The organism is Rhodopseudomonas sp. BAL398 (assembly GCF_033001325.1).
In the GTDB taxonomy this organism is placed as follows: Bacteria; Pseudomonadota; Alphaproteobacteria; order Rhizobiales; family Xanthobacteraceae; genus JARJEH01.
In genome coordinates this window covers 2,051,228-2,075,261 of the sequence record NZ_CP133111.1, presented here as the reverse complement: position 1 = coordinate 2,075,261, position 24,034 = coordinate 2,051,228, and the positions used below count along the sequence as shown (strand labels likewise).

Here is a 24,034-nt window from a genome sequence, read left to right as displayed (position 1 = left end):
GATGACTGATTTCGACGCGGATCTCTTCGTCATCGGCGGCGGTTCTGGCGGCGTGCGCGCCGCCCGGATCGCCGCCGGGCATGGCGCCCGCGTCGTCGTCGCCGAGGAATATCGCTTCGGCGGCACCTGCGTGATCCGCGGCTGCGTGCCGAAGAAGCTGATGGTCTATGCCTCGCATGTCCATCAGGAGATCAAGGACGCCGCCGGGTTCGGCTGGACGATTCCGCCCGCGCGCTTCGATTGGGCGACACTGATCGCCAACAAGGACAAGGAGATCGACCGGCTGGAGTCGATCTACGCCAGCAATGTCGAGAAATCCGGCGCCCGCGTCGTCAAATCCCGCGCGGTGTTCGATGACGCCCACACGCTGCGCCTCGACACCGGCGAGACCATGCGGGCGCGCTATGTGCTGATCGCCACCGGCGGTGCGCCCAATCACGGCAAGGCGATCCCCGGCATCGAGCATGTGATCTCGTCCAACGAGGTGTTCTATCTGCCGGAGCTGCCCAAGCGCATCCTGATCCAGGGCGGCGGCTATATCGCGCTGGAATTCGCCTGCATCTTCGCTGGCCTGGGCAGCGACGTCACGCTGGTCTATCGCGGCGACAATATTCTGCGCGGCTTCGACGAGGACGTCCGCAATCATGTGCGCACCGAGATGGAGCGCGAAGGCATCACCATCCTGACCGGCTGCACGGTCGCGGCAGTCGACAAGCACGGGGCGGAATATACCTCGCATCTGTCGAACGGATCCAGCGTGGCCTCCGACCAAGTGATGTTCGCGATCGGCCGCCATCCCAATGTCGCCAATCTCGGGCTGGAGAAGGCCGGCGTCGCCATCAATCCGGACAATGGCGGCATCGCCGTCGACGAATTCTGCCAAAGCTCGGTGCCGCATATCTATGCCATCGGCGACGTCACCCATCGGATCAATCTGACCCCGGTCGCGATCCGCGAGGGCCACGCCTTTGCCGATACCGTGTTCGGCAAGCGGCCCGTCACGGTCGACTACTCCAATATTCCGACCGCGGTGTTCTCGCAGCCTGAGGTCGGCACCGTCGGGCTGACCGAGCAGCAGGCGCGTGCGATCCACTCTCACGTCGATATCTACAAGGCCGATTTCCGGCCGATCAAGGCGACGTTGTCGGGCAATCAGGGCCGCATCCTGATGAAGCTGATCGTCGATGGCACGACCGACCGCGTGCTGGGCTGCCACATTGTCGGCCCCGAAGCCGCCGAACTGATCCAGATCATCGCGGTGGCGGTGAAGATGAAGGCCACCAAGGCCGATTTCGACGCCACCATGGCGCTGCACCCGACCGCGGCGGAAGAGTTGGTGACGATGCGGACGCCGAGCGCGCGCTACGTCCGCGAGGCCGCGGAGTAGGGCGGCCGGGCTAGATCAGATGCCAGTAGCGCAGCGCGAACAAGATCGCGATCGACACGCTCGCCGCTGTGATCAAGCCTTGCCCCACAGTACGAAAATGGCTCTCGCTGCGGCGGCTCAGCGGCTTGCCCCGTCTGGCTTCGAGCGCAAGCAGTGCCAGAACCCCGCCGTCCAATGGCAAGATCGGCAATAGATTGAAGAGGCCGATCAAGATCGAAATGCCTGCGATCAACGCGATCGTCGTCGCTTCCGCGCGTTCGATCCACGACAACGAGAACTCGCCATTGCTCCAGCTCCTCGCCCCGATCAGCCCGACCGCCACACAGATGTTCATCACGGGGCCGGCCGCGTAGATCGCGGCGCGTTCGCCGATCGAGGTATCCGCGAGGGCTCGGCCCGCCGGTGCCGTCTGGACGTTGTCTGGACCGGCGCCCGCGACTGCGGAAAGCTTGCAGCTGCTGCCGATCGGCAGCGCAGCGATCGTCCAATGGACCCCCAAGGGACAACGAAATCCGACGAGCTTGGGTCCGACGCCGAGCGTCAGACCAAAGGTGCGAATCCCGAAGGCTCGTGCGACAACGAGATGGCCGAGTTCATGGATGGCCAGGATTCCGTAGACGGCGAATATCGCAATCGCAATGTCGTAATACATTGATGCACCATGTCCGGCTCAAAAATGCGGGCGTGGAAAATGCGGTGGTGATAGACCGGCAATCAGCGAGAGATGCGGGCATTGGCGACGGCCTTTTGAAATAGCGCATTCATCGCGGCAGAAATGTCTTCGTCCTGACTGACCTCGAAATACAGGCCGTCCGAAGAGCAGGCTCTCATGTTGTTGGCGATTTCGCTGTTCGGCGACGGGCCAAAAGGCCCCTTGTTGAAAGGCGCAATCCACTCCTTGTACCAATCGTTGGTGGGGAGCTCGAGATAGGTGGTGTAGAGGACCGCGATCTTGACGTCGCTGTCTTTGATGGTCTGGCAGAGCTTTGTGTTGATCGGGGACTGACAGCGGTTTCCGGTCTTCTTTTTGGCGCAACTGGAATTGGCTTCATCGGCGACGCCATCGGAAACAAAGAAGAGGTATTTCTGCGGCGCATTCTTCGTGCCTGGGCCGGCCGCGGGGATCTCCTTGTCCATCGCCTTGAAGATTTCGGTGAAACTGGTGTCCTGATCGTTGTACTCGTTCTGGCCATTCACGGTCATCAGGTCGGTGGAGCTGGCGGCAATCTTGGCGTCGGACATGTTGGAGGTGAGAGCCCCGAGCTTCCTGACGGCGGCCGACTGTGCAGCCGAGGCGGACCGGTTGAAGTCATAAATCGCCATGCGGTACTGGTCTGAATAGGTCGCGGTGCTGCGCGCCGTATCCATCAACTGAACGGTGGCGTCGCGCAGCCGGTCGATCCGCATTTTTACACCTTTGCTCTTGGCAAGCTTGTAATAATTATTTGAATTCTCGGTGTCGTGGCAGGCGAAGGCGCATTTGGAATCTGAGGACTTGTTCTTCGTAGCCTCGACCATGATGTCGACGTCGGCCTTTGTCGCACCCACGCCCATCGACGGCGAGTTGTCGAGCAGAAGGTAGAAGTCGATATAGAGCGGCATGCCCGAGGTCGAGGTCGAACTTCCGCCAATGGTCAGAACCGTTTTGTTGATCACGCCAAGAAACATCGTCGGAACATCCGCCGTGAATTCAGTGACGGCGGTCAATTGCGACGAGCTCTTTTTGACCGTCGCCTTGAACTCTTTCAGGGTGAAGCCGGTGAGGCCATCGATGTTTCCATCGAACATGAGCTTTGCCTCGGTGGCTCCGCCTTCAACCTCGCCATCTTTCGTCATTTGCAAGAAGGCCTTGGCGGTCTCCGATTGTCGTGCGACCGCGGCGATGCTCGCCGCGTCGGCGGCAGCCTGTAATTTGGCGCGAAGTTGAGTGGCGCGTGCATAATCGACCGCGCATCCAATGAGTATCAAGACCGGCAGCAGCGCCAAGGCGAATATGACGGCAATATTGCCGTTCTCGTTGCGGTAAAATCGTCGCGCGAGATTTGAAATAGGTAGCATGATGAATGCACCTCTGTTTGTAATCTCACTACTCGTAATTTGAGAAGCTTAAGGCAAGGTTCAACGCAACGGAGAATTGCGCCGTCATCCTCGCGCTAAGTACATTTGTCGTCCGTCTGGGAATTGCCGAGCGGTATCTGGATGAACGAGGTGGAGCCGCGAGGTCGAGATCCAATAGCGAAGCTGTCTGCTACGCAGAATGCCGACCGGGCTGATCACCGGATTGCGATCATTAGTCGCGGCGCTTCGGACAGTTAGTCCGGCGCATTCCGAAAGATATGTGACGCGCGGCGAGCGCAGACGCGGTGCGCTTGTCCGACGCCGGCGAGGAGGGGGCGACAAATTGCCGTCGCTCGTCACTCCTTCGCGCCGATGTCGTGGCGCGCAGCCATCGCGACGGCCGTTGGGCGCCCCGCCGCCGTCCCGGAACGCCAAATTCGACTTTAGCCGCAACGGGTTGCGTCAGACGACCGATTTCCAACTGGCGGTCGGCGACCAGCCTGTGTATAAGGCGGCCACCGCCGCTTTCGTTAAGCGGCGGTTTTCATTCAGGAGTTGGTCCCATGTCCGAACGCTGGACACCCGACAGCTGGCGCAGCAAGCCGGTTCAGCAGATGCCGTCTTATCCGGATGCGAAAGCATTGGCGGATGTCGAGGCGCAGCTGGCGACGTTTCCGCCGCTGGTTTTTGCAGGTGAGGCGCGCAACCTGAAGAAGGAGCTGGCCCGGGTTTGCGCCGGTGAAGCCTTCCTGCTGCAGGGCGGCGATTGCGCCGAAAGCTTCGCCGAACATGGCGCCAACAATATCCGCGATCTGTTCAGGGTGTTCCTGCAGATGGCGATCGTGCTGACCTATGCGGGCGCCTCGCCGGTGGTGAAGGTCGGCCGCATCGCCGGCCAATTCGCCAAGCCGCGCTCGTCCAACACCGAAAAGCGCGACGGCGTCGAATTGCCGAGCTATCGCGGCGACATTATCAACGACATCGGCTTCACGCCGGAGGCGCGGATTCCCGATCCGCGGCGCCAGATGGATGCCTATCGGCAGTCGGCGGCGACGCTGAACCTGCTGCGCGCCTTCGCCAAGGGCGGCTATGCCAGCGTCGAGAATGTGCATCAATGGATGCTGCAATCGGTGTCCGGCTCGCCGCAGTCCAAGGCCTATGCGGATCTGGCCGACCGGGTCTCCGGCGCGCTGGATTTCATGCGCGCTTGCGGGCTGACCTTCGCGGTCGATTCCTCGCTCGGTACCACCGATTTCTACACCAGCCACGAGGCGCTGCTGCTCGGCTATGAGCAGGCCTTCACGCGGGTCGATTCCACCACCGGCGATTGGTACGCGACGAGCGGCCACATGCTGTGGATCGGCGATCGCACCCGGCAGCTCGACCACGCCCATATCGAATATTTCCGCGGCATCAAGAATCCGATCGGGCTGAAATGCGGCCCGTCGCTGAAGCCCGATGAATTGTTGAAGCTGATCGACGTGCTCAATCCGGCTAACGAGCCCGGCCGGCTGACGCTGATCGGCCGCTTCGGTGCCGACAAGGTCGGCGATCATCTGCCGGCGATGATCCGCGCCGTGCAGCGCGAGGGCCGCAAAGTGGTGTGGTCGTGCGATCCGATGCACGGCAACACCATCACGTCGAATTCCGGCTACAAGACCCGGCCGTTCGACCGCATCCTGTCGGAGGTGAAGTCGTTCTTCACCATCCACGCCGCCGAAGGCAGCCATGCCGGCGGCGTGCATCTGGAAATGACCGGGCAGGACGTCACCGAATGCATCGGCGGCGCGCGCGCGATCATCGACGAGGATCTGCACAATCGCTACCACACCGCCTGCGATCCGCGACTCAATGCCGGCCAGTCGATCGACATCGCCTTCCTGATCGCCGAATTGTTGAAGCAGGGCCGTATCCGCAAGGCCAATCCGCTGCCGGCCGCCGCGGGGCTGTAGCGCATGGGCCCGAAAAACGGATTTCGATTTTCGGGCCTGATCATGCGCGAAGCGGCAAGATAATGCTGCGGTTCTGGCGGGCGACGATCAATTCCCGCAATGGGCTGGCCTTCGCGATCCGCTCCGAACAGGCGATCCGCGAGGAGCTGATCGCGCTGGCGCTGGCAGTGCCGCTGGCCTTTTTGGTCGGCGCCACCGCGATGCGCCGCGTCGAGCTGATCGCCGTCGTGGTGCTGGTGCTGGTGGTCGAATTGCTCAACACCGCGATCGAGAAACTGGCCGATCGCCTGACCACCGAACAGGATCCGCAGATCGGCCGGGTCAAGGACATGGGCTCCGCCGCCGTCGGCGTGGCTTTGGCAATGGCCGGCCTATTCTGGCTGTTCGCGCTCGGTGAGCGCGTGGGGCTGCTGTAGTCATCGGCGCTGCTGTTCTGCCCACCTCTCCCCACCGGGGAGAGGTCGCCGGCGAAGCCGGGCGGGTGAGGGGGCACGGCACGACGAGAGGTTGTACCCCTCATCCCAACCCTCTCCCCATGGGAGAGGGAGCGCGCTCTGATCCCTCCCCCTTGCGGGGAGGACGGCCCGGCGAGCGCAGCGAAGCCGGGTCGGGTGGGGGGAGCCACAAGCACTGTGCCCGCGTCCCCCCACCCGACCCGCCCAAGTGGGCGGGTCACCCTCCCCACAAGGGGGAGGGATGGCGCCCGCCGCAGCTGCAGGTTTTCAGATGCGATCGTCGGCACGGGGAGGTGTGATGCCGCCGCCCCACATTGCGAAGCCCGCCGCCGCCAGCTACATCTTGGCCATGACCGACACCCAATTCACCATCACCCTGGCGCAGCTCAATCCCACGGTCGGCGACATCGCGGGCAATGCCGCGATGGCACGCGCCGCGCGGGCGCAGGCGGCGGCCGACGGCGCCGATCTGATCGTGTTTCCCGAATTGTTCGTCGCCGGCTATCCGCCCGAGGATCTGGTGCTGAAGCCCTCGTTCCAGGCCGCCTGCCGTGCGGCGATCGAGCAGCTGGCGCGCGACACCGTCGGCGAGGGGCCGGCGGTGCTGATCGGCACCCCCTGGGTCGATGGCGGCAAGCTCTATAATGCCTGCGCGCTGCTCGATGGCGGGCGGATCGCGGCGCTGCGTTACAAGGTCAATCTGCCGAATTACGGCGTGTTCGACGAGAAGCGGGTGTTTTGTCGCGGCCCGGTATCCGGCCCGGTGACGATCCGCGGCGTCCGCATCGGCGTGCCGATCTGCGAAGACACCTGGATGGAGGAATCCGCCGACTACGAAAACGTGGTCGAGTGCCTGGCCGAGACCGGCGCCGAATTCCTGATCGTGCCCAATGGTTCGCCCTATACCCGCGAAAAGGCCGATATGCGGCTGTCGGTGTCGGTGGCGCGGGTCACCGAGAGCGACCTGCCGCTGGTCTATCTCAACCAGGTCGGCGGCCAGGACGAATTGGTGTTCGACGGCGGCTCCTTCGTGCTCAATGCCGACCGCACGCTGGGGGCGCAGCTGCCGGCCTTTGTCGAAAGCGTGACCACGCTGCGGATGGTCAAGGGCGATGCCGGCTGGCGCTGTGACGGGCCGATCGCCAAGCTGCCGGACGAGGACGAGGCCGACTACGCCGCCTGCGTGCTGGGCCTGCGCGATTATGTGCGCAAGAACGGCTTTCCCGGCGTGCTGATGGGCGTCTCCGGCGGCATCGATTCGGCGCTGTGCGCGGCGATCGCCGTCGACGCGCTGGGCGCCGAGCGGGTGCGCGGCGTGATGCTGCCGTTCCGCTTCACCGCGCAGGTCTCGCTCGACGACGCCGCCGAGCTCGCGACCAGGCTCGGCATCGGCTACGAGGTGCTGCCGATCGCCGCCGCCGTCAACGGCTTCGAGGACATCCTCAAAGACACTTTCAAAGGCCTGCCGCGCGACATCACCGAGGAAAACCTGCAGGCCCGTACCCGCGGCACGCTGTTGATGGCGATCTCCAACAAGACCGGCGCGATGGTGGTGACCACCGGCAACAAGTCGGAAATGTCGGTCGGCTACGCCACGCTGTATGGCGACATGAATGGCGGCTTCAACCCGATCAAGGATCTTTACAAGACCCAGGTGTTTCGGCTGAGCACGCTGCGCAACGGCTGGAAACCCGACGGCGCGCTGGGGCCGTCCGGCGAGGTGATCCCGGTCAACATCATCACCAGGCCGCCGACCGCCGAATTGCGCGAGGACCAGACCGACCAGGATTCGCTGCCGCCCTACGACATCCTCGATGGCATTCTGGAGCGGCTGGTGGAGCGCGAGGAGCCGCTGGCCGACATCATTGCCGCCGGCTTCGATCGCGACACTGTGCTGCGCATCGACCGGCTGTTGAACATCGCCGAATACAAGCGCCGCCAGGCCGCCCCCGGCGTCAAAGTCACCCGCAAGAATTTCGGCCGCGACCGCCGCTACCCGATCACCAACAAGTTTCGCGATCCCGGCGAAGCGCCAGCCGCGCCCGACGAGACGTTGGTGAGCCGCGCCGGCCGCGCCTCCAGCGAGGCGTTCGAGGGGTAGGGCGGGCGCGATGCGGCATGCATGCCGCTTCGCAGAACCGGGACCCAGCTTCGGGGTTCTTGCTGCGATCCGTCATTCCGGAGCGCGCGCCGCGTCAGCGGCGAGCGAAACCGGGATCTCGCGGGCGGAGGCCTCAGCGCACGGTGGGCAGATAGGTCGGCCCGACGGAGCGGATCGGCTTGTTGGGATCGGCGGCGGCGGGCGCGGCGGCCGGGGTGGCGGCCGGTGCTGCGCTCGACTTCGGCGCGGCTTTGGGCTGGGCCATCTTCTTGGCGCTCTCCTCGGTGACGATGATATCGCCATTTGGGACCGCGGACTTATTGTCGATGTTCTTCAGCGCTTCCGACCAGGTCTGGCCCGCCGCCTTGCACGAACAGGTCGGAATGAATTCCTTGCGGTAGCGGAACGCATTGGGCGTCGAGGCATAGGGCGTGCCGTTGATCGAGACTGCCTGGTGCATGTCCTCGCCGGGATTGCGATAGGTGAACAGCGTGGCGTCGGCGGCCGGGCACAGATTCTTGCAGGTCATCTCGTCGTCGGCGAAGCGGCCCGGCACGGTGGCGAAGGAGATCGGGAAATAATAGCCGTCGCAGCTGCGCGCGCACACGGTGCGGAAGGTGCCGGCCCGCGGCCCGAGTTCGCCGGCCGGCGGCGGGGCGATGTCGGCGCCGCCATTGCCGCCGTTGTTGCCGAACAGATTGTCGAGGAAACTGCCGGATTCGCGGGCCTGATTGGCGTATTGCGGCCCGCAATTGTTCTGCGCCAGCGCCAGCAGCACCGAGCGGCGCTGATTGTCGCGATCGGGATTACCGCCGCCAACGCGCAGCCGCTCCAGGCTGGCGGTGATCTGGTCGAGATTGCCGCGCATCTGCTGGATCTGGTTGTTGAGCGGGCCGCACTCGGCCGACTGGCCGTTGAACATCGAGAAGAAACCCGAACTGTCGCAGCCCATCCGCTTGGCCTGCTGCGACACCCGATCGAGTTCGCGCTGCTGCCGGGAGGCTGCGTCTTCGAAGCGGCGGATCTGCTCGGCCTTGGCCGGATCGCCGCCGCCGCGGTCGATTGAGGCGAGCTGCGCCTCCAGCCGCGGACACATCGGATTGGGCTGGCCGCCTTGCTGAGGATAGCCTTGCTGCGGATAGCCCTGCTGCGCGAAGGCGGCAGGGCTCAGCGTCGACAGCCCCAGCAGCACGATGGCCGTCAGCCAATGGCGTCGCGGGGCGAAGGAGGGGGTCTTGAACATATCCGGCATTCAAAGGATTCCGAGCGAAGGCGATACCGGCGACCCGCAGAACCGCCGCAGCAATCCGCGCGACCGGGGTCATCGCGATACCTGCGACCAGGACTTGCGACCATGACTTGCCACGAGGACTTGCGACCAGGACCTGACCAGGCCGCGACGCCGCTGCCTCTTAGCCGCTCCAGGCGGCAGCGTCACGTCGTTTCCGGGGTATCACTGTGGCAAAACCCACAATTATCCAGCGGGATAGAGCCGCGCCGCCGCAAGGCTCAGCGCTGGCAGGTGATCGCGACATATTCGGTACAGCCGCTGCCGGCGCAATTGCCGGCGGTTTTCGGCACCGATCCGGTGATTTCGTCGGGATCGACCCGGCGATAGGCCGTGGCCTGGGCGAATTCCCGCGACTGGCAATAGGCCAGGGCGGCGTGGGCGCCGCATTTCGCGCTTTTGGCCAGGCATTGGTCGACGCCATGGCCGGTCTGATTGCCGATGATGAACACCCGGCTGTCGGCAAAGGCGGCCGAAGCGGCGGCGACGAACAGGCAGGCCAGAAGCGCGGTCAGGGATTTCATGTCACACCGGATCAATGAAGGACTGCCCCAGCATAGGCCCCAGAGGTTAAGAATCATTAACCATGGCCGTCCCGGCGCCGCGCCGGACTTGTCAGGGGCCGAAAACGGTCCGGATCGCCGCCTCGGGAGTTCGTCGGGCTTGACGCAATCCCCTTGGCTAGATCATGGTGCGCAGATGAACGGTTTTCTCGCAATTTGTGGCATTTGCCGCGGGATTATGAGCTAGCGAACAGCTGGCTGAGGCCGTCTTTTCTCACACGAGATCATTGGACGCCCGGCCGCAAGGACGGACAGCATGGCGTTGCGCCTCTACGATACGTTGACCAAGCAGAAGCGGGATTTCGTCCCGATCGATCCGCAGAATGTGCGGATGTATGTCTGCGGCCCGACGGTCTACGACTTCGCCCATATCGGCAATGCCAGGCCGGTCATCGTGTTCGACGTCTTGTTCCGGCTGCTGCGGCATCTCTACGGCGAAAACCACGTCACCTATGTCCGCAACATCACCGACGTCGACGACAAGATCAACGATCGCGCCACGCGCGACTTTCCCGGCCTGCCGCTGAACGAGGCGATCCGCAAGGTTACCGAGAAGACCGAGGCCCAGTTCCACGCCGACGTCGACGCGCTGGGCTGCCTGCGGCCGACGGTAGAGCCACGGGCGACCGACTTCGTGATGCCGCGCGCCGACGGCAAGGCCGACATGGTGACGCTGATCAAGCAGTTGATCGCGCGCGGCCATGCCTATGAGGCCGGCGGCGAGGTGCTGTTCGATACTCAGTCGATGCCGGATTACGGCGCGCTGTCGGGCCGCAAGCTCGACGAGCAGCAGGCCGGCGCCCGGATCGCGGTCGACTCGCACAAGAAGCACGCCAACGATTTTGTGCTGTGGAAGCAGTCGTCAGAAAACGAACCCGGCTGGGACAGCCCGTGGGGCCGGGGCCGCCCCGGCTGGCACATCGAATGCTCGGCGATGAGCGCCGCTTATCTGGGTCAAGTGTTCGACATCCACGGCGGCGGCCTCGATTTGATCTTCCCGCACCACGAAAACGAAATCGCCCAATCGCGCTGCGCCCACGGCACGCCGACCATGGCGAACTACTGGATGCACAACGGCTTCCTGCAGGTCGAAGGCGAGAAGATGTCGAAGAGCCTGGGGAATTTCGTGACGATCAGGGAGTTGCTGGAGACGGAAAAGTTTGGCGGTGATAGCTGGGCCGGAGAAATACTGCGTCTAGCAATGCTCAAGACGCACTACAGGTCGCCGATTGATTGGACAGTCAAGGCGTTGGACGAGAATCACAAGGTGCTATGGGATTGGTATCGCGACACTGACGGGGCAATCCCCACAGCGGAAGTTTCGTCTGAAATTCTCGAATGTTTGGCCGATGACCTCAATGTATCTGGCGCAATTGCCGCGATGCATGCTCTACGAAAAGAAAAGAGATTCGGAGAACTGGCTGCTGCAATGAACTTTCTCGGTTTTTCGAACCGAGAGTCTGTTCTTGCGCGCCGACCGGTCGGCGCGCGCATTAACGTTCCTGCGGCTAGCGCACAAGCTTCGGTCGGCAGTGTTACGGTTGTGGCGACGCCTCTGAGCAACGGAGAAATCGAAAAAGAGATCGCCGCCCGCGCCGCCGCTCGCGCCCGAAAAGACTTCGCCGAATCCGACCGCATCCGCGACGAGCTCGCCGCGATGGGCATTGCGATCAAGGACGGCAAGGATGCCGACGGCAAGCCGGTGACGACGTGGGAAATCGCGCGATGAGCGGCTCCTGGCGCGGCGTCATTGCGAGGAGCGCAGCGACGACGCAATCCAGGGGCGTCGTGCTGGGCACCCTGGATTGCTTCGCTTCGCTCGCAATGACGCATATGGCTCCTGCTCGCCTAGCAGCGCGAGCGCGTGAGAATTTGCCACGCGCCGCAACAAGACGGGAGATCGCCCGATGACCGAACCTGACACCTCGCATCGGCCCGACACGCCGTTTCCGAAGCATTGGCTGTATTACATCGCGATCAAGATCGCGCTGCTCGTCGGCGCGGTGGCGCTGGTGTTGAAACTCTACGGATTCTGGTGATCATAATGGGACAAGCCATGCCGAAACCGGCGTTGCGGCCGCTGCTGCCGGTGGATGTGCCGGTGCTGGCCGCGATCTTTGTTGCGTCGGTCGAGCAATTGACCGGCGACGATTACAGCGAACCACAGCAGCAGGCCTGGGCCAGCGCGGTCGATGATGAGCCGAAATTCGGCGCGCGGCTGGCCGGCCAATTGACGCTGGTGGCGACGCTGCAAAACGCGCCGGTCGGCTTCGCCTCGCTCAAGGGGCCCGATCATATCGACCTGCTTTATGTGCATCCGGGCGCGGTCGGGCAGGGCGTCGCCGCGATGCTGTGCGACGCGCTGGAAAAGCTCGCCGGCGCTCGCGGCGCGCAGAAGCTCACGGTCGACGCCAGCGACAATGCCTCGGAATTCTTCGCCAAGCGCGGCTATGTCGCCACCCAGCGCAACACCGTCACCATCAACGGCGAATGGCTCGCCAACACCTCGATGCAAAAGACGCTCGCCGCTGGCGCCGCGCCGGGAGCACCATCATGAAACGCGAACGTCTGTTTCTGTTCGACACCACGCTGCGCGACGGCGCGCAGACCAACGGCGTCGATTTCACTTTGCATGACAAGCGCAAGATCGCTCAGATGCTCGACGATCTCGGCATCGATTATGTCGAGGGCGGCTATCCCGGCGCCAATCCGACCGACAGCGAATTTTTCGCGGCCGATCAGAATCTCGAGTGCGCCACCTTCACGGCGTTCGGGATGACGCGACGGCCCGGCCGCTCGGCGTCGAACGATCCCGGCATCGCGCTGCTGCTCGAGGCCAAGGCCGACGCGATCTGCTTTGTGGCCAAGGCGTCGGAGTATCAGGTCCGCGTCGCGCTGGAGACCACCAACGAGGAAAACATCGCCTCGATCCGCGACAGCGTCGCGGCGGCGAAGGCCAAGGGCCGCGAGGTGCTGGTCGATTGCGAGCATTTCTTCGACGGCTACAAGGCCAATGCCGAATTCGCGCTGGCCTGCGCCAGGGCCGCTTATGAATCCGGCGCGCGCTGGGTGGTGCTGTGCGACACCAATGGCGGCTCGATGCCGGACGAGGTCTCCGACATCGTCACCGAGGTGACCAAGCATATCCCCGGCGATCATGTCGGCATCCACGCCCACAACGACACCGAGCAGGCCGTCGCGGTGACCTTCGCGGCGGTCCGCGCCGGGGCGCGGCAGATCCAGGGCACGCTGAACGGGCTGGGCGAGCGCTGCGGCAACGCCAATCTGTGCTCGATGATTCCGACCCTGAAGCTGAAAAAGGAGTTTTCCGAGCGCTTCGAGATCGGCGTGTCGGATGACAAGCTGGCGACGCTGATGAAAGTCTCGCGCGCGCTCGACGACATGCTGAACCGGGCGCCGAATCCGCACGCCGCCTATGTCGGCTCCAGCGCCTTCGTCACCAAGACCGGGATTCACGCCTCCGCGGTGATGAAGGACCCGCACACTTACGAGCATGTGCTGCCCGACGCGATTGGCAATCACCGCAAGGTGCTGGTGTCGGATCAGGCCGGCCGATCCAACGTGCTGGCCGAGTTGGCGCGCACCAACATTGCCTTCGACAAGAGTGATCCCAAGCTCGGCCGGCTGGTCGAGGAGATGAAGGATCGCGAGGCCGCCGGCTATGCCTATGAATCCGCCGACGCCTCGTTCGATCTGCTGGCGCGGCGCACGCTCGGCAAGGTGCCGGAATATTTCCGGGTCGAGCAATTCGACGTCAATGTCGAGCAGCGCTACAATTCGCACGGCGAGCGCGTCACCGTGGCGATGGCGGTGGTCAAGGTCGAGGTCGAAGGCCAAACCCTGATCTCGGCCGCCGAGGGCAACGGCCCGGTCAACGCGCTCGACGTCGCGCTGCGCAAGGATCTCGGCAAGTATCAGAAATATATCGATCGGCTGCGGCTGGTCGATTACCGGGTGCGTATCCTCAATGGTGGCACCGAGGCGGTGACCCGGGTGCTGATCGAGAGCGAGGACGAGGACGGCCAGCGCTGGACCACGATCGGGGTGTCGCCCAATATCATCGACGCCTCGTTCCAGGCGCTGATGGATTCGGTGATCTACAAGCTGGTGAAGGCCAACGCGCCGGCGTGAGCTGACGCAGCGCGTTTTGGTTAGAAGTTTGTCATTCCGGGGCGCGAGGCCGTAGGCCGAGCGAACCCGGAATCTTGCGGCAACGCACTGTCGTCCTTGGAGCAAGATTCCGGGTTCGCGCGCAGCTGTCGCTGCGCACGCCCCGGAATGACGTCGGTGAGAGATGCTTGATGCCTTCGCGGCCCTGACAAAGCCGGACCTGACAAAGTCGATGGCTGGCTGCCGGCGCGCTACAGCCGCTCGGCGATTTCGGCCGGCATGGTCGCAGCTTCCGGCGTCGCAGCTGCGGCGGCGTTGAGCTTCGGCAAGATCTCGGCCACGCTGTCTGCCTTCAAAAGTTCGACCGGAAAGGTCGGGCGAATGAAGGCGGTGTCGCGCATATGGGTGATCAGCACCAGCAGCGGGTCCCAGAACCCGTCAATATTGGCGATCAGGATCGGCTTGCGGTGACGGCCGAGCTGCTGCCAGGTCATCTGCTCGACCAGTTCCTCCAGCGTGCCGATGCCACCGGGCAGCGCCACGAAGGCGTCGGAGCGTTCGAACATCAGCCGCTTGCGGGCATGCATGTCGTCGGTGACGATCAGGTCCTGAACCCGCTTCAAAGACAATTCGCGATCGGCGAGAAAGCCCGGAATGATCCCGGTGACCGATCCGCCGTGATCCAGCGTGGCGGTGGCCACCGCGCCCATCAGGCCGACAGAACCGCCGCCATAGACCAGTGCGACGCCTTTCTCGGCGAGTTCCTTGCCGAAGGCGGTGGCGGATTCGAGGAAGCGGGGGTTGGTTCCAGCGCCTGAGCCGCAATAGACGCAGACGGTTTTGATCTTGCTCATGGTGGGCGATGTGGCACCGCCAGATGACAGCGTCAAGACTGCGTTGGGCGGGCCGACGCCGCCGATTCGGTCCTACTGCGTTCCCGGAGCAAAGAATCGGTACGCCAGGGTGCACGGGGCCGACAAAACACTATATGACGAGCTGAAATTTCATCCGATCATGACACTGGCGGCCGGGTTGGCCGCGTTTTCTGTCCAGGCACAATTGATGGCGCATCCGCATTCTCACGGCTCCGGCCCTTCCGTCGAAATTCCCGAGGATGCCGTCGCCCAGAAGGCCACTTTGTTCGGAACTCTCGTCCATCTATGGCCCTTCATCTGGCCGGGTGACCGGGCCGACCTGAAACAGCGGGTGCTGTGGTCGCTGGTGCTGCTGTTGATCGCCAAGGTGGCGACGCTGACGGTGCCGTTCACCTTCAAATGGGCGATCGACGCGCTCACCGGCGCCGATACCGCGCCGGTCCAGCCGTCGAACTGGACGCTGTGGCTGATCGCGTCGCCGCTGCTGATGACGCTCAGCTATGGCGGCGTGCGGGTGCTGATGGTGCTGCTGACGCAATGGCGCGACGGCATGTTCGCCAAGGTGGCAATGCATGCGGTGCGCAAGCTGGCCTATCGGACCTTCGTGCACATGCACGAATTATCGCTGCGGTTTCATCTGGAGCGCAAGACCGGCGGCCTTACCCGGGTGCTGGAACGCGGCCGGCTCGGCATCGAGGTGATCGTCAGGATGGTGATCCTGCAGCTGGTGCCGACCGTGATCGAGGTCTCGCTGGTGATGGCGGTGCTGCTGTGGCAGTTCGACTGGCGCTACGTCGCGGTGATCATGGTGACGGTGATCATCTATATGTACTACACCTACAAGGCTACTGAATGGCGGATCGAGATCCGCCGCCGGATGAACGATTCCGACTCCGAGGCCAACACCAAGGCGATCGATTCGCTGCTGAACTACGAGACCGTTAAATATTTCAGCGCCGAGGAGCGCGAGGCCGAGCGCTACGACCGCTCGATGGAGCGCTATGAGCGCGCCAGCGTCAGCACCTATACCTCGCTCGCGGTTCTGAATGCCGGGCAGGCGCTGATCTTCACTTTCGGCCTGACCGGGACGATGGTGATGTGCGCGATCGGGGTGCGCAACGGCACCAATACGGTCGGCGATTTCGTCATGGTCAATGCGATGATGATCCAGCTGTACCAGCCGCTGAACTTCATGGGCATGGTGTATCGCGAGATCAAACAGGCGGTGATCGACATCGAGAAGATGTTCGCGGTGCTGGACAAAAATCCCGAGGTCCAGGATCTGCCTGGCGCCAAGCCGCTGATCGTGAGCAATGGCACGGTGCGGTTCGACGACGTCCGCTTCGCCTACGATCCGCAGCGGCCGATCCTGAAGGGCCTGAGCTTCGAGGTGCCGGCCGGCAAGACCGTCGCCATTGTCGGCCCCTCCGGCGCCGGCAAGTCGACGATCTCGCGGCTGCTGTTCCGGCTCTACGACGTCTCCGCCGGTCATATCCTGATCGACGGCCAGGACATCCGCGGGGTGACGCAGTCGTCGCTGCGCGCCTCGATCGGCATGGTGCCGCAGGACACCGTGCTGTTCAACGACACCATCCGCTACAACATCCGCTACGGCCGCTGGGACGCCAGCGACGCCGAGGTCGAGGAGGCGGCCAGGACCGCGCAGATCGACGCCTTCATCCGGGTCTCGCCGAAGGGCTACGAGACCGAGGTCGGCGAGCGCGGGCTGAAACTGTCCGGCGGCGAGAAGCAAAGGGTGGCGATCGCCCGAACCGTGCTCAAGGCGCCGCCGATCCTGGTGCTCGACGAGGCCACCTCGGCGCTCGACAGCCATACCGAGCACGAGATCCAGGAAGCGCTGGAGCGGGTATCACGCAACCGCACCTCGCTGGTGATCGCGCATCGGCTGTCGACCATCGTCGGCGCCGACGAGATCATTGTGCTGGATCAGGGACGAATCGCCGAACGAGGCACACATGGACAGCTTCTGGCCGCCAACGGACTTTACGCCAGCATGTGGAACAGGCAACGTGAGGCGCAGGAAGCGCGCGAGCGGCTGGCGCTGATCGCTGACGAGGCCTCGCCGGTCCGCGCGGCGGACATCGACGATGATTCACAGCCGCCGGCCATGACCGATCTGGAGACTCCGGCCGTGGCCGACTAGCGTCGCGTCTTTGGCAACACATTCTCGAACCCAGGCTTCAATCCCATGTCCATCGCCCATTCGATTCGCGCCCAGATCCCGCCGATCCATCCCGAAGGCTATCCGTTCATCGGCGGCTTTGCGGTGGCGACCCTGATCCTGTTCTGGATCTGGGCGCCGCTGGGCTGGATCGGGCTGGCGCTGACGCTGTGGTGCGCGCTGTTCTTCCGCAATCCGGTGCGGGTCACGCCGGTCGGCGAGGGCATCGTGGTGGCCCCCGCCGACGGTCGGGTGTCGATGATCGTGCAGCTGATTCCGCCGCCCGAGCTCGGCCTGGGCGACAAGCCGCTGCCGCGGGTCTCGATCTTCATGAGCGTGTTCAATTGCCATGTGAACCGCGCGCCGGTGGCGGGCCGGGTCGAACGGATCATCTATTCGCCGGGCAAATTCATCAATGCCGAGCTCGACAAGGCCAGCGAAGACAATGAGCGCAATTCGCTGGTGATCTCGACCCCCGCGGGCGGCAAGATCGGGGTGATCCAGATTGCCGGGCTGGTGGCACGGCGGATCGTGTCCTTCGTGCGCGAAGGCCAGGTGGTCGGGGCCGGCGAGCGGTTCGGCCTGATCCGGTTTGGCTCCAGGCTCGATGTCTATCTGCCGGAAGGCACCAAGCCGCTGGTTTCGGAAGGTCAGACCGCGATTGCCGGCGAGACCGTGCTGGCCGATTTCAGCCTTGGCGATGGCGGCCGGACCTACCGCGCGGATTAACCATCGCGGCGGGCGGCAGAGGCCGGGGAACCGCCACAATGGCGGTGCAGCCTCGCGGTTGCTATATAGGGCCGATGCACATGCCGCTTGATCCCGACTCGCCCGATTCCCCCCGCCGCCGGTTCGGCTCGATCCCGGTGCGGATGCTGGTGCCGAATTTCATCACCCTGCTGGCGATCTGCGCCGGTCTGACGGCGATCCGTCTGTCCACCGAGGGCCGGATGGAGCTGGCGGTGGCGGCGATCGTCTTCGCCGCGGTGCTGGATGGTCTTGATGGCCGGGTGGCGCGGATGATCAAGGGCCAGTCGAAATTCGGCGCCGAGCTCGACAGCCTCGCCGATTTCGTCAATTTCGGCGTGGCGCCCGGGCTGATCCTGTATTTCTGGCAGCTGCACGACCTCAACAATGTCGGCTGGATCGCCGCGATGATCTTTGCGATCAGCGGCGGCCTGCGGCTGGCGCGCTTCAACGCCACCATGGACGATCCGAACAAGCCCGCCTTCGCGGCCAATTACTTCACCGGGATTCCGGCGCCCGCCGGCGCCATCATCGTGCTGTTGCCGGTCTATATGTCGTTCCTCGGCGTGCCGATGCCGCCGGCGGTGCTGACCGCGCTGTTCACTCTGGTGGTTGCGATCCTGATGGTGTCGCGGCTGCCGGTGTTTTCCGGCAAGACGGTGCGGATGCGGGTGGCGCCCGAAATGGTGCTGCCGGTGTTCGTCGCGGTGGTGTTCTTCACCGCGCTACTGATCGGCTATCCGTGGCACATTCTGTCGATTTGCTCGGTGCTGTATCTGCTCAGCCTGCCGATCGGCTGGCGCTCCTATCGCGAGCAACAGCGCAACGCGGCGGCGCAGGCCGCGCCGGCGGCCGCAACGAATGCCGAAAGCCCGTCGCCGCTGGTGCCGCTCAAGGGTGATTCCGCGGATGACCGGCCGGCCCACCTGAACTGAGCGCCCTTGCTGGCCGCCAAAGCCCATCCGATTTGGGTCCGACCCAGGTTTCGGCTATAGGGCAGTGGCATTCGCCGATCTTGAACGGCCGCGAGAGAACGCGCCGGGTCGAGCGAAGCTGGAGAAACGCCGTGACCGATTCCACGCCCGGATTGCTGCCCGTCACCGTGCTCGAAGCGCTGGGGCGCTACGACACCCCGACCATCTGCAACGCGATGGAAATCGTCGCGCCGCAACGCCGCCTGATCGGCTTCACCACCAGGCCGCTGGTCTGCCCATTTCCCGATCTGCCGCCGATCGTCGGCTACGCCCGCACCGCGACGATTCGCGCCACCGCGGCCTCATCCTTGCCGGCGGCCGAACAGCGGGCCGGCCGCCAAGCCTATTACGATTATGTCGGCACCGGCGAGGGGCCGCGGATCAGCGTGATCCAGGACATCGACGGCGCCAATATTGGATTCGGCGCATTCTGGGGCGAGGTCAACAGCGCCATCCACAAGGCGCTCGGCTGTCTCGGCGTGATCACCGATGGTTCGATCCGCGACATCCCGCAATGGGCGCCCGGTTTCCAGGCGCTGGCCGGCTCGATCGGCCCGTCCCACGGCCATGTCCATGTCACCGGCTTCGGCGACGAGATCCGGGTCGCCGGCATGGCGGTGCGCTCCGGCGACCTGATCCATGCCGACCGTCACGGCGCGGTGGTGGTGCCGCACGAGGTCGCGGCGCTGCTGCCCGAGGCGGCCGAACTATGCGCCCGGCGGGAAACGCCGATGCTCGACGTCGCGCGTAGTGCGACGTTCTCGTTGGAGAAGCTGAAGCAGGCGCTGGCCCGGTCCGCCGAGATCCACTGAACCAGGACACCGTCGGCGCAAGCGCGGCGTTGCTCGCGCCGCGGTTCCATCCTCCTCGGTTATGGTTAGCAAAGGGTGACCGCGTCGCCAGCCCCGACAAAAGCGGCGCTGCGCAGCCTTGAACGCGCTGATCAAAGCGAAAACCAGCGATGCGCGACCCGGCGTCGGCGGAACCGCGCCTTAAGCTTTACGCGTCTTTAATGGCGCCGGCGCTACGTTGGAAACGCGCAGTTCCGCACTGGTTTGCGCCCGGCAGGAAGCCGGCAGTTCGCGTATGCGTCGGAGTTGATCCATGGATATCATGACAAGTGCCGGGCTCATCGGCGGTATGGCCGTTGTGGCCGTGATGGTCTTCATGGGTGGCGACCTTCACATGTTCATCTCCGAACATGCGATGATCATCATCTTCGGTGGATCGATCACCGCGACGATGATCCGGTTTCCGCTTGGCGTGATGATGCACGGCCTGCCGCTCGGCGCCAAATTCGCCTTCACGATGAGCAGCCTGTCGGCGCGCGATCTGGTCGACGAATTGGCGCGGATCGCCGAGATCGCCCGCAAGTCGGGTCCGGTCGGCCTGGAAAAGGTCGAGACCGACGAGCCGTTTCTCGCCAAGGGCATTCGCTACGTCGCCGACGGCTACGACCTCGAATTCATCCGCGATAACATGGAACGGGACCGCGACAATTTTCTGATGCATCTCGACGAGGGCAGCAAGATCTATCGCGCCATCGGCGATTGCGCGCCGGCCTTCGGCATGATCGGCACGCTGATCGGCATGGTGCAGATGTTCTCCAACATGTCCGACCCCTCCAAGCTCGGCCCGTTCATGGCAACCGCGCTGCTGGCGACCCTGTACGGCGCGCTGGTCGCCAACCTGTTCTGTCTGCCGATCGCCGACAAGCTGCACGGCAAGAAAGTCGATGAAGACACCAACCGCACCTTGATCATCGACGGCATCCTGATGATCCGGGAATCCAAAAGCCCGACGCTGGTGCGCGAAATGCTGCTGGCCTACCTGCCGGAAAAGCACCGCCACGAAGAGGGCGAGACGGTTCCGGCATAGGCCGGCGCGCGACGACCGTCTGGAAAGCAAGCAATGGCCAAGAAGAAGAAAGCCGAAGAGCACGCCGGCGGCCATGGTTGGTTCGTCACCTTCGCCGACCTGATGGGTCTGCTGATGAGCTTCTTCGTCATGCTGGTGTCCTACTCGACGCAGGACAAGGTCAAGCTGATGATCGTCGCCGGCTCGATGCGCGATGCCTTCGGCGTGCAAAGCGAATCGCGCTATTCCGGCATCATCGAATCCGACGGACTGCCAACCCGCGGCAAGGTCAAGAACGCCGAGCACGTCACGCCCGAACACTCGACCAACAACCCGAGCCCCGGCGAGATCAAGAAGGACGAGGGCGTCAAGACCAAGGTCGACCGCGAATTCGCGCTGGCGTCGGCGTCGCTGCGCCAGGCGCTGCAGGACATGCCGGAAATCGCCGAAATCTCCAAGAACATCATGTTCGAGGAGACCAAGGACGGCCTCAATTTGGAGATCATCGATCAGGACGGCCGTTCGATGTTCGCCGAGGGCTCCAAGGTTCCTTATGAGCGCACCAAGCTGCTGATCGAGAAGCTGGCGGCGCCGCTGCGCGCGACGCCGCTGCGGGTCTCGATCGTCGGCCATACCTCGGCCGGGCTGCTGCCGCCGCGCAGCGATTACAACGCATTCGATCTGTCGTCCGACCGCGCCAATGCGGTGCGCCAGATCCTGGAGCGCGATGGCCTTCCGACGTCGCATATCTACGCGGTGTCAGGGAAGGCCGACAGCCAACCGCTGTTTCCCGACGATCCATCGATGGCGGCAAACCGCCGGGTCACCATCACGCTGATGCGCGAGAGCCCAGCGCTTCCCCCAGGCTTGAAGCCATAGGCCGAGCGACCTAGAATTATACACCGCAATTCTGCCGTTGCCACCATGAGAGATGGGGTCGACTTATCCGGAACGGTGTTATAATCGGCGCAACGACAACCCCGACAGCTAGCGGGTTCGAAACCACCGACAGGGCATTCTTCGGAAATCATGGCGGTCACCGTTGCATCCAGCGAAGCGCCCGTTGCGACCGGATTTTGGGGGCTGACGCTCGGTGGCATCGGCGTGGTGTTCGGCGATATCGGAACGTCACCGCTTTATGCGTTTCGCGAAGCCGTCACCGCCGCAGCGGAGGGGGCGCCGGCGACCCGGGTGATGGTTCTGGGGGTGCTGTCGCTGATCCTGTGGTCGCTGCTGATCGTCGTCACCGCCAAATATGTCCTGCTGCTGTTGCGCGCCGACAATAACGGCGAGGGCGGCACGCTGTCGCTGATGGCGCTGGGGCAGCGCGCGCTCGGCCGCCGCAGCCGGCCGCTGCTGGTGCTGGGAGTGCTCGGTGCCTCGATGTTCATCGGCGATTCGATGATCACGCCGGCGATCTCGGTGTTGTCGGCGGTTGAAGGCCTCAAGCTGGCCGCTCCCGCGCTTGAGCATTACGTGGTTCCACTGACGGTTCTGATCCTGGTCGTGCTGTTTGGCGTCCAGAGCGGCGGCACCGCAAGGGTGGCGCGGGCGTTCGGGCCGGTGATGATCGTCTGGTTCGGCACCATCGCGATCATGGGGTTCACGCACATCATGGATGATCCGTCGGTGCTGGCGGCGATCAATCCATGGTACGCGGTCTATTTCATGCTGACCCATGGGGTCATCGGCCTGGTGACGCTGGGCGCGGTATTCCTCGCGGTGACCGGCGGCGAGGCGCTCTATGCCGATCTCGGACATTTCGGCCGCCGGCCGATCCAGACCGGATGGCTGTTTTTCGTGCTGCCGGCGCTGCTGATCAATTATTTCGGCCAGGGCGCGCTGGTGCTGTCGAATCCGGCGACGCTGGAAAACCCGTTCTACCGGATGGCGCCCGACACGTTCCTGGTGCCGTTGATCGTGTTGGCGACGGCCGCCACGGTGATCGCCAGCCAGGCGGTGATCACCGGCGCCTATTCGCTGATCGCACAGGCGGTGCAACTCGGCCTGCTGCCACGCTTCGACGTTCGCTACACATCGGAAACCCACGCCGGGCAGATCTATCTGCCGCGTGTCAACACGCTTTTGCTGGTCGGCGTGGTGCTGCTGGTGCTCATGTTCCGCACCTCGAGCGGACTGGCATCGGCCTATGGCATCGCGGTCTCCACCACCATGGTCGCCGACGGCATCATGGGATTCGTGGTGATCTGGAAATTGTGGAACTTCCGCGCCGCCGTGGCCGCGCTGATGATTATTCCCTTCGTGGTGGTCGACACGATGTTTTTAAGCGCCAATTTGCTGAAACTGTTGGAAGGCGCCTGGGTGCCGCTGCTGTTCGGGCTGGCCATGGCCATCCTGATCTGGACCTGGCGCAAAGGCGTCGCGATGCTGGTGATCAAGACCAGGCGGACCGAGGTGCCGCTCGACGAATTAATCGCCAGCCTGGAGAAGCGACCGCCGCATATCGTCAAGGGCACCGCGGTATTTCTGACCGGCGATCCTGAATATGTGCCAAGCGCGCTATTGCACAATCTCAAGCACAACAAGGTGCTGCACGAGCACAATGTGATCCTGACCATCGAGACCTCGCAAACACCGCGGGTCGATCCGTCGGAACGGGTTCGGATGGAAAAGGTCAGCGAGAAGTTCACCAAGGTGCGGCTGCGGTTCGGCTTCATGGAATCACCGAACGTGCCAAAGGCCCTGGTGATTGCCCGCAAGCTGGGCTGGCAGTTCGACATCATGTCGACGTCGTTCTTCGTCTCGAGGCGTTCTTTGAAACCGGCGGCGCAGTCGGCAATGCCGCGCTGGCAGAATCACCTGTTCATTGCGCTGAGCCGCTCGGCCCACGACGCCACCGACTATTTCCAGATCCCGACCGGACGGGTGGTCGAGGTCGGCACCCAGGTGACGATCTGACCTCACGATCTGACCGGCAGGATTTGATCCGATCACGGGTGGCTGACCCGACTCGTATATTCACCAAGCCATGATGACGAATTTGTTGCGGAGCTTGATTTTCCTCGCACAAGGCGCGACTTTGGCGTGGCAATGGGAGGGCGTCGCTGCCCTCGCGGTTGCGGAATTGGCTGCGAGTCGCGCGACCGCCGGGGAGGCAAGAGTGAGTGTTCAGGGTCATCGAGTTCACGATTTGACGGCGGAGGATGTCTCCAAGGGGATCGCCGAGGGGCGCTATCTGCTGGTCGACGTCCGGGAGCAGCACGAGGTGGCGGCCGAAGCCTATCCGAACGCCGTGGTGGTTCCGCTGTCCAGCTTCGACCCCGCGCAGATCCCCGATCCGCAGGGCAAGCAGGTGGTGTTCGCCTGCCGCTCCGGCAAGCGCTCGGTCACGGCCTCGCTGGCCGCCCAGGCCGCGGGGCTGGCCTATGACCAGCACCTCGCCGGCGGCATTCTGGGCTGGAAGGCGTCCGGCCTGCCGACCAAGCCAGGCAGCTGATCCGGCC

The 24,034-nt window shown here is 63.9% G+C and carries 21 protein-coding genes; 16 read left to right on the top strand and 5 right to left on the bottom strand.

Annotated elements, in window-relative coordinates; all coding sequences use genetic code 11:
- Window position 1: 1 nt before the first annotated feature.
- Window positions 2-1,387: a glutathione-disulfide reductase gene (gene gor / locus RBJ75_RS09980; RefSeq protein ID WP_044416729.1), complete on the top strand. Its 1,386-nt coding sequence runs from the start codon at window positions 2-4 to the stop codon at window positions 1,385-1,387.
- Between the two features lie 10 nt (window positions 1,388-1,397).
- On the opposite strand, the gene RBJ75_RS09975 is transcribed toward gor, so the two are convergent.
- Complete coding sequence (locus tag RBJ75_RS09975) at window positions 1,398-2,039, bottom strand: site-2 protease family protein (RefSeq protein ID WP_044416731.1); 642 nt, start codon at window positions 2,037-2,039, stop codon at window positions 1,398-1,400.
- Between the two features lie 62 nt (window positions 2,040-2,101).
- The gene (locus tag RBJ75_RS09970; RefSeq protein WP_044416733.1) at window positions 2,102-3,445 is read right to left on the bottom strand and encodes a TadE/TadG family type IV pilus assembly protein; all 1,344 of its coding nucleotides are present in this window, start codon (window positions 3,443-3,445) and stop codon (window positions 2,102-2,104) included.
- A 563-nt stretch (window positions 3,446-4,008) separates the two neighbouring features.
- Here RBJ75_RS09970 and RBJ75_RS09965 point away from each other — a divergent pair.
- The 3 genes from RBJ75_RS09965 to RBJ75_RS09955 all read left to right on the top strand — a co-directional run bounded on the left by RBJ75_RS09965 (window position 4,009) and on the right by RBJ75_RS09955 (window position 7,953).
- Entirely contained in the window at window positions 4,009-5,397 is a 1,389-nt protein-coding gene (locus RBJ75_RS09965) for a class II 3-deoxy-7-phosphoheptulonate synthase (RefSeq protein ID WP_044416735.1), read from the top strand.
- Between the two features lie 62 nt (window positions 5,398-5,459).
- Window positions 5,460-5,813 carry a diacylglycerol kinase gene (locus tag RBJ75_RS09960; RefSeq protein ID WP_044417075.1) on the top strand — a complete coding sequence of 118 codons (354 nt, stop codon included), beginning with the start codon at window positions 5,460-5,462 and terminating at the stop codon, window positions 5,811-5,813.
- A gap of 388 nt (window positions 5,814-6,201) precedes the next feature.
- Window positions 6,202-7,953, top strand: coding sequence for an NAD+ synthase (locus tag RBJ75_RS09955; protein WP_044418256.1), 1,752 nt, complete (start codon window positions 6,202-6,204; stop codon window positions 7,951-7,953).
- Between the two features lie 133 nt (window positions 7,954-8,086).
- Here RBJ75_RS09955 and RBJ75_RS09950 read toward each other — a convergent pair whose 3' ends face one another.
- Entirely contained in the window at window positions 8,087-9,205 is a 1,119-nt protein-coding gene (locus RBJ75_RS09950; protein ID WP_044418251.1) for a DUF2865 domain-containing protein, read from the bottom strand.
- 257 nt (window positions 9,206-9,462) lie between these two features.
- Window positions 9,463-9,765: a hypothetical protein gene (locus tag RBJ75_RS09945; RefSeq protein ID WP_044418252.1), complete on the bottom strand. Its 303-nt coding sequence runs from the start codon at window positions 9,763-9,765 to the stop codon at window positions 9,463-9,465.
- A 295-nt stretch (window positions 9,766-10,060) separates the two neighbouring features.
- Between RBJ75_RS09945 and cysS the strand changes: the two genes are divergently transcribed.
- The 4 genes from cysS to cimA all read left to right on the top strand — a co-directional run bounded on the left by cysS (window position 10,061) and on the right by cimA (window position 13,956).
- Window positions 10,061-11,533, top strand: coding sequence for a cysteine--tRNA ligase (gene cysS, locus RBJ75_RS09940; protein WP_044418253.1), 1,473 nt, complete (start codon window positions 10,061-10,063; stop codon window positions 11,531-11,533).
- 178 nt (window positions 11,534-11,711) lie between these two features.
- Window positions 11,712-11,843, top strand: coding sequence for a hypothetical protein (locus RBJ75_RS09935; RefSeq protein WP_276156882.1), 132 nt, complete (start codon window positions 11,712-11,714; stop codon window positions 11,841-11,843).
- A gap of 5 nt (window positions 11,844-11,848) precedes the next feature.
- Window positions 11,849-12,361: a GNAT family N-acetyltransferase gene (locus tag RBJ75_RS09930; protein ID WP_044418254.1), complete on the top strand. Its 513-nt coding sequence runs from the start codon at window positions 11,849-11,851 to the stop codon at window positions 12,359-12,361.
- On the top strand, window positions 12,358-13,956 hold the full coding sequence (cimA, locus tag RBJ75_RS09925; protein ID WP_044418255.1) for a citramalate synthase: 1,599 nt from the start codon (window positions 12,358-12,360) through the stop codon (window positions 13,954-13,956). The genes RBJ75_RS09930 and cimA overlap by 4 nt, the downstream gene beginning before the upstream one ends.
- 230 nt (window positions 13,957-14,186) lie before the next feature.
- Here the strand turns inward: cimA and RBJ75_RS09920 are convergent, their stop codons facing one another.
- Window positions 14,187-14,789 carry a TIGR00730 family Rossman fold protein gene (locus RBJ75_RS09920; protein ID WP_044407609.1) on the bottom strand — a complete coding sequence of 201 codons (603 nt, stop codon included), beginning with the start codon at window positions 14,787-14,789 and terminating at the stop codon, window positions 14,187-14,189.
- A 208-nt stretch (window positions 14,790-14,997) separates the two neighbouring features.
- Between RBJ75_RS09920 and RBJ75_RS09915 the strand changes: the two genes are divergently transcribed.
- The 8 genes from RBJ75_RS09915 (at window position 14,998) to RBJ75_RS09880 (ending at window position 24,027) form a co-directional block, all read left to right on the top strand.
- Window positions 14,998-16,974, top strand: a complete 1,977-nt coding sequence (locus RBJ75_RS09915) for an ABCB family ABC transporter ATP-binding protein/permease (RefSeq protein ID WP_044407627.1) — start codon at window positions 14,998-15,000, stop codon at window positions 16,972-16,974.
- A 45-nt stretch (window positions 16,975-17,019) separates the two neighbouring features.
- Window positions 17,020-17,721 (top strand): phosphatidylserine decarboxylase, encoded by a 702-nt coding sequence (locus RBJ75_RS09910; RefSeq protein WP_044407606.1) that lies wholly within the window; start codon window positions 17,020-17,022, stop codon window positions 17,719-17,721.
- Window positions 17,722-17,801: 80 nt separating this feature from the next.
- A complete protein-coding gene (gene pssA / locus RBJ75_RS09905) occupies window positions 17,802-18,674 on the top strand; it encodes a CDP-diacylglycerol--serine O-phosphatidyltransferase (protein ID WP_044407624.1) in 873 nt (290 codons plus the stop codon).
- Between the two features lie 131 nt (window positions 18,675-18,805).
- Window positions 18,806-19,525 (top strand): RraA family protein, encoded by a 720-nt coding sequence (locus tag RBJ75_RS09900; protein ID WP_044407604.1) that lies wholly within the window; start codon window positions 18,806-18,808, stop codon window positions 19,523-19,525.
- Between the two features lie 292 nt (window positions 19,526-19,817).
- Window positions 19,818-20,591 carry a motility protein A gene (locus tag RBJ75_RS09895; protein WP_044407602.1) on the top strand — a complete coding sequence of 258 codons (774 nt, stop codon included), beginning with the start codon at window positions 19,818-19,820 and terminating at the stop codon, window positions 20,589-20,591.
- A gap of 33 nt (window positions 20,592-20,624) precedes the next feature.
- Window positions 20,625-21,449, top strand: a complete 825-nt coding sequence (locus RBJ75_RS09890; RefSeq protein ID WP_044407599.1) for a flagellar motor protein MotB — start codon at window positions 20,625-20,627, stop codon at window positions 21,447-21,449.
- 150 nt (window positions 21,450-21,599) lie between these two features.
- Window positions 21,600-23,489 carry a potassium transporter Kup gene (locus tag RBJ75_RS09885; RefSeq protein ID WP_044407596.1) on the top strand — a complete coding sequence of 630 codons (1,890 nt, stop codon included), beginning with the start codon at window positions 21,600-21,602 and terminating at the stop codon, window positions 23,487-23,489.
- Between the two features lie 202 nt (window positions 23,490-23,691).
- Window positions 23,692-24,027 carry a rhodanese-like domain-containing protein gene (locus RBJ75_RS09880; protein ID WP_044407593.1) on the top strand — a complete coding sequence of 112 codons (336 nt, stop codon included), beginning with the start codon at window positions 23,692-23,694 and terminating at the stop codon, window positions 24,025-24,027.
- Window positions 24,028-24,034: the final 7 nt, after the last annotated feature.